At 53.8% G+C, this 6,351-nt stretch carries 7 protein-coding genes and 1 pseudogene; 3 read left to right on the top strand and 5 right to left on the bottom strand.

The annotated features are described in order from the left end of the window. Positions 1-291, top strand: a pseudogene (locus AVO44_RS18635) (glycine cleavage system protein T); the annotation flags it as partial. A gap of 151 nt (positions 292-442) precedes the next feature. Then, complete coding sequence (locus AVO44_RS18630) at positions 443-745, top strand: TFIIB-type zinc ribbon-containing protein (protein WP_082677566.1); 303 nt, start codon at positions 443-445, stop codon at positions 743-745. Between the two features lie 189 nt (positions 746-934). On the opposite strand, the gene AVO44_RS18625 is transcribed toward AVO44_RS18630, so the two are convergent. Continuing rightward, the gene (locus tag AVO44_RS18625; RefSeq protein WP_068340446.1) at positions 935-1,645 is read right to left on the bottom strand and encodes a glutathione S-transferase family protein; all 711 of its coding nucleotides are present in this window, start codon (positions 1,643-1,645) and stop codon (positions 935-937) included. 96 nt (positions 1,646-1,741) lie between these two features. Between AVO44_RS18625 and AVO44_RS18620 the strand changes: the two genes are divergently transcribed. Next, a complete protein-coding gene (locus AVO44_RS18620; protein ID WP_068340469.1) occupies positions 1,742-2,182 on the top strand; it encodes a MarR family winged helix-turn-helix transcriptional regulator in 441 nt (146 codons plus the stop codon). A 97-nt stretch (positions 2,183-2,279) separates the two neighbouring features. Here the strand turns inward: AVO44_RS18620 and hpaH are convergent, their stop codons facing one another. The 4 genes from hpaH to hpaD form a co-directional block, all read right to left on the bottom strand. Further along, positions 2,280-3,080, bottom strand: coding sequence for a 2-oxo-hept-4-ene-1,7-dioate hydratase (gene hpaH, locus AVO44_RS18615; protein ID WP_068340442.1), 801 nt, complete (start codon positions 3,078-3,080; stop codon positions 2,280-2,282). After that, the gene (locus AVO44_RS18610) at positions 3,077-3,931 is read right to left on the bottom strand and encodes a fumarylacetoacetate hydrolase family protein (RefSeq protein WP_068340439.1); all 855 of its coding nucleotides are present in this window, start codon (positions 3,929-3,931) and stop codon (positions 3,077-3,079) included. The genes hpaH and AVO44_RS18610 overlap by 4 nt, the downstream gene beginning before the upstream one ends. Next, complete coding sequence (locus AVO44_RS18605; RefSeq protein ID WP_068340436.1) at positions 3,928-5,325, bottom strand: pyridoxal phosphate-dependent decarboxylase family protein; 1,398 nt, start codon at positions 5,323-5,325, stop codon at positions 3,928-3,930. The genes AVO44_RS18610 and AVO44_RS18605 overlap by 4 nt, the downstream gene beginning before the upstream one ends. A gap of 79 nt (positions 5,326-5,404) precedes the next feature. Further along, positions 5,405-6,247, bottom strand: a complete 843-nt coding sequence (hpaD, locus tag AVO44_RS18600; RefSeq protein ID WP_068340434.1) for a 3,4-dihydroxyphenylacetate 2,3-dioxygenase — start codon at positions 6,245-6,247, stop codon at positions 5,405-5,407. Positions 6,248-6,351: the final 104 nt, after the last annotated feature.

Here is a 6,351-nt window from a genome sequence, read left to right as displayed (position 1 = left end):
CTGTCGAAGATGGCGATTGGCCAGTGCAAATACATCCTGATCACCAATGCCGAAGGCGGCATCCTGAACGATCCGATCCTGCTGCGCCTTGCGGAAAATAATTTCTGGATCTCGCTGGCAGACAGCGACATCCTGCTTTGGGCTCAGGGCGTCGCGGTGCATTCCGGCATGGATGTTACCATCGTCGAACCCGATGTTTCGCCGCTGCAGTTGCAGGGGCCGAAGTCGGGCGAAATCATGCGTGTGCTTTTTGGCGACGACATAATGGGTCTAAAGTATTACTGGCTGCGCAGTTCGATCTTTTACTCTCGGCCCTGGCAGTTGTATCGCAGAACTCCGGGACTTCATACCCTTGTATCAACACATCCAAATCATCATATCACGAGGACGGAAAAGCGTTAAATGTGAGTGTCGTACATCCTTTCAGCAAAGGTAAAACAATATGCCCTTACTCAGTTCTCCAATTGACGGCTCCCCGATGAAAGAGGTTGAGCGTTATGGTGTGAAAATCGATATCTGCCAAACGTCAGGCGGCATCTGGCTGGACAAAGGCGAACTTGAAAAGATCATCTTGATGATCCGCGAAGAAGCCCTTCAGGACGCTGGTGCGCAGAGCGTTTCCGTCGAGCGGTCTTTTGACGATGAACAGTCTTATAAGCAGCAACCCCAGACCGAGCAGCGTCGCCCCCAACGGCGAAAACGTGAAAGCATGTTTGAAAGCCTGATGGACATCTTCGACATTTAGTCACCCTGCAGCACCGGGGCCGACAACCGATCCAAGACCTCAGCAACCGAGATTTACAACGCAGCTTGAAGACGGTGCCCTCGTTCGGTCAGCACGCATCTTCCTGCTCGATAGTACGTAGTTGCCTTGGGATTGGAACCGCCATCATCAATACCTTGAAGGTCCGCTCTGCAGACGCAGCGGCCCGAATTAAACTTGCGTGGTTGTTTCGTGCGGCAGACGATATTGATCCCCGCCAATTGGCTGCTTCATCAAATTAGACAGGTAAGAGTCGCGTTTTAGCAGAAACTCCCAGAGAAATCGGGGATAATCAGCCGAGACCGCGTTGACGACCGAGGGTCGCGCAGCCAACGCCTTTCGCCACGCAAGAACTTTCTTCTTTCCGACCAGAATACCGAAATCTGCAATTTCATCGAACGTGTCGAAATACCGGAATATCGGCGCAAAAACGGCGTCCACCAAGGTAAATTTGCTGCCTGAAAAATACGGCCCGTCATCTAATTGCAGCTCTAGCTGCGAAAATTTTGCGGCCAGAGTGGCGATCTTCTGGTCAAGCATGTCCTCGCTTTTCGCACTATAGAACCCAGCAATATCGTTCAGGATTGTCGAGCCAAACTCAATCCATCCTCGATGCTGAGCACGCGAAATGGGGTCGTTTGGATGAAGGGGACGTTTTTGCGTATCCTCCAGAAACTCCAGAATGGCAGCAGATTCGAAAATGGCATGGCCGTCGCAGGTTAAAACCGGCGTTTTTCCCAGCGGTGATATTTCAAGGAACCAATCTGGCTTGTTCCCAAGGTCGATATCAGTTCGATCAAAAGGCACTTCTTTTTCGAACATCGAAATGGCCGCACGTTGAACATAGGGGCAGAGAACGTGGCTCATCAGGTGAAGGGTCATCTGGTATCTCCAAGGTAGATGCATCTGCATCTATATTGGCTTCAATGCGCAAACGTCAAGGTTGATGCAATTGCATCTTTCTGCGAGAACTTGGACATGATCACTCCAGACCCACAAACAACGAGAATTTGGACTTCTTTGCTGAATACGGGCCAAGCATTGCTTGAAGGCATCGAGTCTGAGTTGAAGAACAACAACCTACCAAGGCTTGGCTGGTATGACGTATTGCTTGAAATCGAAAAGGCTGGGCCGAACGGTATCCGCCCCTACGAGTTGAAGGAAAGGTTATTGCTTCCACAGTACGGATTATCCCGCATGTTGGGTCGTATTGCTGAAGCAGGTCTTATCACTCGGGAGGAAGTTGAAAATGATGGCAGAGGTCAGACGATCAAGCTTACACCCAAGGGGCTAGCGATCAGAGAGGCGATGTGGCCGATTTACGCTGAAATGCTGGTCAATTCCATTCAGGACAAGCTCAGCAAATCTGAGGCTGCTGAGTTGGAGCGAATACTTAGAAAATTAGGGGCAGGATCATAACCCCTAGCTGACTGTTGCTGTGAGAGCGACGGTTGCGATAACGACCTTTAGGCGGGCGATCTTAACTGTCTGGGCGCCGGCACCTGCGGCGTTACTTTCAGGCAAAAGTGATATCAGCCGAACCAAAAGCCCCGAAATCTGCGTGGATTTTCGCACCCGAAGGACACTCGATAGGGCGGATAAAACTTCCGGAAAGGACGATTTGGCCCGGCTCAATGCTCTGACCATATTGCGCCATACGGCGCGCCAACCAAACCACGCTTTTGATTGGGTCGTTCAGTACCCCGGCACCCAGGCCGGTTTCCTCAATCTCGCCATTGCGGAAGTTCAACGCACCGACCCAACGCAAGTCGAAAGCATCTATCGCATGGCGTTCTGCGCCCAGCACAATGCCTGCATTGGCGGCGTTGTCGCTGATTGTATCATAGACGGTGCGCGCCTTGCCTGTCTTTGGGTCTACGCGTTGAATACGGGTGTCGAGGATTTCGATAGAAGGCGCCACGTAGTCCGTGGCAGCGATAACATCCTCACGAGTCACGTTTTCACCGCCGACAGAAGACTTCATCACAAATGCGATCTCGGCTTCGATCCGAGGCTGGATAAACCGACCGGCTGGAACCCTGCCACCATTGTCGAATGCCATGTCATCAAACAGGATTCCGCTGTCGGGAATGTCGATGTTCAGCGCATGCTGCATGGCTTTTGAGGTCAGGCCGATCTTCCACCCGATTACTTTTCGCCCCTCCGCTAACTTCTGGCGATAGATGGCATTTTGTACCGCGTATGCATCATCCATCCCCATATCGGGATAGCGCAGGGTCAACAGCCCGATCTGCTTGCCTGTGCGTTCCGCCTGCAGCAAATCGGCCGCAGCGCGGGCGTGGTCATCCGGCGTCATGGCTGTTCATCCTCGACCGTGTTGCGCAAGGTGCCGATGCCTTCGACCGAAACCTCCACGACATCGCCCGGAACCAGATACTTCGGCGGATCGAACCGCGCGCCTGCCCCGGTTGGCGTACCGGTGACAATGATATCCCCCGGCTGCAACGTCATGAAGGTCGAGATGTATTCGATTTCGCGGCGGATCGGAAACATCATACGGTTCAGAGTATCGTTCTGACGCAACTCACCATTTACATGGGTCTGGATGCGCGCATCGTCCAGTTGCGCGGTATCTGTGAAAGGTACCAACCACGGACCCATGGCCCCCGAATTATCCCAATTCTTGCCCTGGGTGACGTTGAACTTGGCGTGCCGTACCCAGTCGCGGATCGTGCCTTCGTTGCAAAGTGTCAGGGCCGCGATGTGGTCATAAGCGCCCTGCTGTGAAATCCTGCGACCGCCCTTTCCAATCACAACGGCCACCTCGCCTTCATAATCCAGCGTGTGGTTTTCCGGCGGGCGGATCAAAGGGCAGTCATGCCCCGTGAACCCGCTGGCAAATCGTGGGAACAGTGACATATGTTTTGGTTGTTCACTGCCGTCCTTGTATTCAGCATTCCGGTCCGGGAAATTCACACCGACACAGAGGATACGACGGGCATCCGGCATGACCATTTCATACTTAAAACCCTTATGTGTGACCGGTTTGCCTTCGGCTGCACCGCTCAACTGATCAAACGCACCGGCGGCGATCACCTCGTAAAGGCTGGCGTAGTCGGGAAAGGCTTCGTTCAGCGCAATTGCACCACTATCGGTGATCACGCCAAAAAATGTGTCTCCATCCGCCGAGAAAGTTGCATACTTCATGAAAGAGACCCCCAAACATCGCGGATCACGTCAGCGGCCATTAGCACGTCTTCCCGCGTGGTATCGAATTGCCCAACCTGAAGGCGGATAATCTTACGACCGTCGAACATACCTTGCGTAAGGTAAATCCTGCCGTCATCGTTCAGCGCGTCCACCAATCGCTGCTGCATGTCATCGTCACCCGGACAGCGAAAGGAAAACAGGCTGAGGATCGGGCCAGTTGTGATCTCAAACCCCTCAATTGAGCCGATTTTTTCGGCAAGCTCGTTGGCCCAGGCAACGTGATTGCGGATACGCGCCCGCAACCCGTCAAGCCCATATGAGCGCAGCAAGAACCAGATTTTCAACGCCCGGAACCGACGACCCAGCGGGATGGTCCATTCAGAATAGTTCGTGACCTCTGCCCCTGAGGTCTTGAGGTACTCCGGTTCGATTTTTAGCGTGTTAAGCTGCGGTGTCGCGTCTTTCAGAAACTGGATCGCACAGTCAAATTGGGCCCCCAGCCATTTATGCGGATTGAACACGATGCTGTCATAACGCTCTGCCCCGGCCCATAGTGGATCCCGAAACTCGGGGCAGATCATGGCCGACCCAGCCCATGCAGCATCAAGATGCGTGTAAAGATCATGCCTTTGGGCGATATCCGCCACGGCCACAAGATCATCACAGGCACCCACACCCGTGCCACCGGTAATTGCGATGATCCCTGCAGGCACATGCCCGGCGGCGATGTCGCGCTGGATCGCGGCCTCAAGCGCATCGGGATCAATTGCAAAGGTCGGCCCTTGCGTGGGTAGCTTGACCAGATTGTCCTGACCAATCCCGGCGACCCAGCAGGCCCGGTCAATCGACGAATGTACTTGATCAGAACAATAAATCCTGAAGGCACCCTTGGCATTCAGGCCCTCTCGGTTGCCGGTAAAACCTGTGGCGCGTTCGCGCATTGTCAGGACCGCTGACAGTGTGGCCGAGGACGCGCTATCCTGAATGACGCCTGTCATCCCCGTGGGCAGACCAAGCGCTTGTCGCAGCCAATCTACCATAACACTTTCGACTTCGGTGCCAGCGGGCGAGGTCTGCCACAACATGCACTGCGCAGCGATCGTGGTCACCAGCATCTCAGCCAGCATGGACGGCGGCGCGGCATTAGCCGGAAAATACGCGAAAAAGCGCGGGTGCTGCCAATGGGTTATCCCCGGCATTACGATCCGCTCAAAGTCGGCCATGATGGTTTCCATTGGCTGACCAGTTTCTGGCGGGGCCGGCTCAAGCTGGGCGGAAATGGCCCCCGGTGCCGTTTGCGCCCTGACCGGGCGATCTGACAGGGTTTGATGGTAGGCGGCAGCCCATTTCGATATCTGCTGCCCCCAATGTGCAAATTCGTCCCAGTTCATCCGTTCGCTTTCTTATACCGCAACAGCCCACCGAGATTGGCCATTTCAGCTTAGGTTTTTTTTGTCGTTTTACAAATCTTTAGACTGAAAAGCTAATGTTTGCCTGACCTGTTCCAGAGCTGCCGAAATAAGGTGTGTAGATATCGATCTGGCCTTTGTAGCTGCCCCAACCAAGCGCACCGAACAAAAGCGCCGTATCGTTCATCGCGCATTCTCCGGTGCATTTCTTGGCGTAGTCAGGAAGAAGCTCAAGGAATTCTTCGAAGCGGCCCTGCTCCCAAAGCTCAATCACTCTTAGATCCATCTGGCGGTTAAACTCACCATTGACAGAGTTCAAACCGTCAACCGAGCGTTCGTTCGGCGTGAAGTCATGGCTGAGCGAACCTGAAGCCAAAATGGACACATTGCGATCCGAGCGGCGAATTCCTTCCGCAATAGCCTCGCCCCAGACACGGTTTTCCTGAATCGATGAGAACTGGTTGACCGCAACCGGCAACACCCGTGCATTAACACCCTCATTGATGAAGTGCATCGGTAGCAGCGTGCCGTATTCCATTCCCATATCGGGGTGAGAATGGCCCAGGGCCCGTTCGCCACGCTCATGCAGAACATCAAGAATGGTTTCGCCCAGTTCGTGATCACCGCGGTAATCGAATTCCATATCCGCCAGCATATGCGGCAGTTCGTGGCTGATGAAACGGCCTTTGTGGTGCTCTTTAGTGTTCAAATGGAAACCCTGATTGGTGATCCAATGCGTGTCAAACACGACAAACGTATCGACCCCGCGATCAATCGCATCCTGACGCAGGCGCGCATATCCATCGATGGCAGGTTGCCGGATGCCTTTGTACTTTGGCATCGTGTGGGACATCCAGATGCTCGGCACATGCGTAATCTTCGCAGCCTGTACGATCTTTCCCATGACAGTTCCTCCTTTGTCAGTTCGTTTCTCTCAAGCTTTTCGCCCGAGGGAGACGTTTTCTGATCCCTATCGAAATTGGGAATTGCGAACCCAAATTCCGATCA

The sequence above is a fragment of the Ruegeria profundi genome (assembly GCF_001507545.1).
Classification (GTDB): Bacteria; Pseudomonadota; Alphaproteobacteria; order Rhodobacterales; family Rhodobacteraceae; genus Ruegeria; species Ruegeria profundi.
This window is presented reverse-complemented; position numbering and strand designations above follow the sequence as displayed.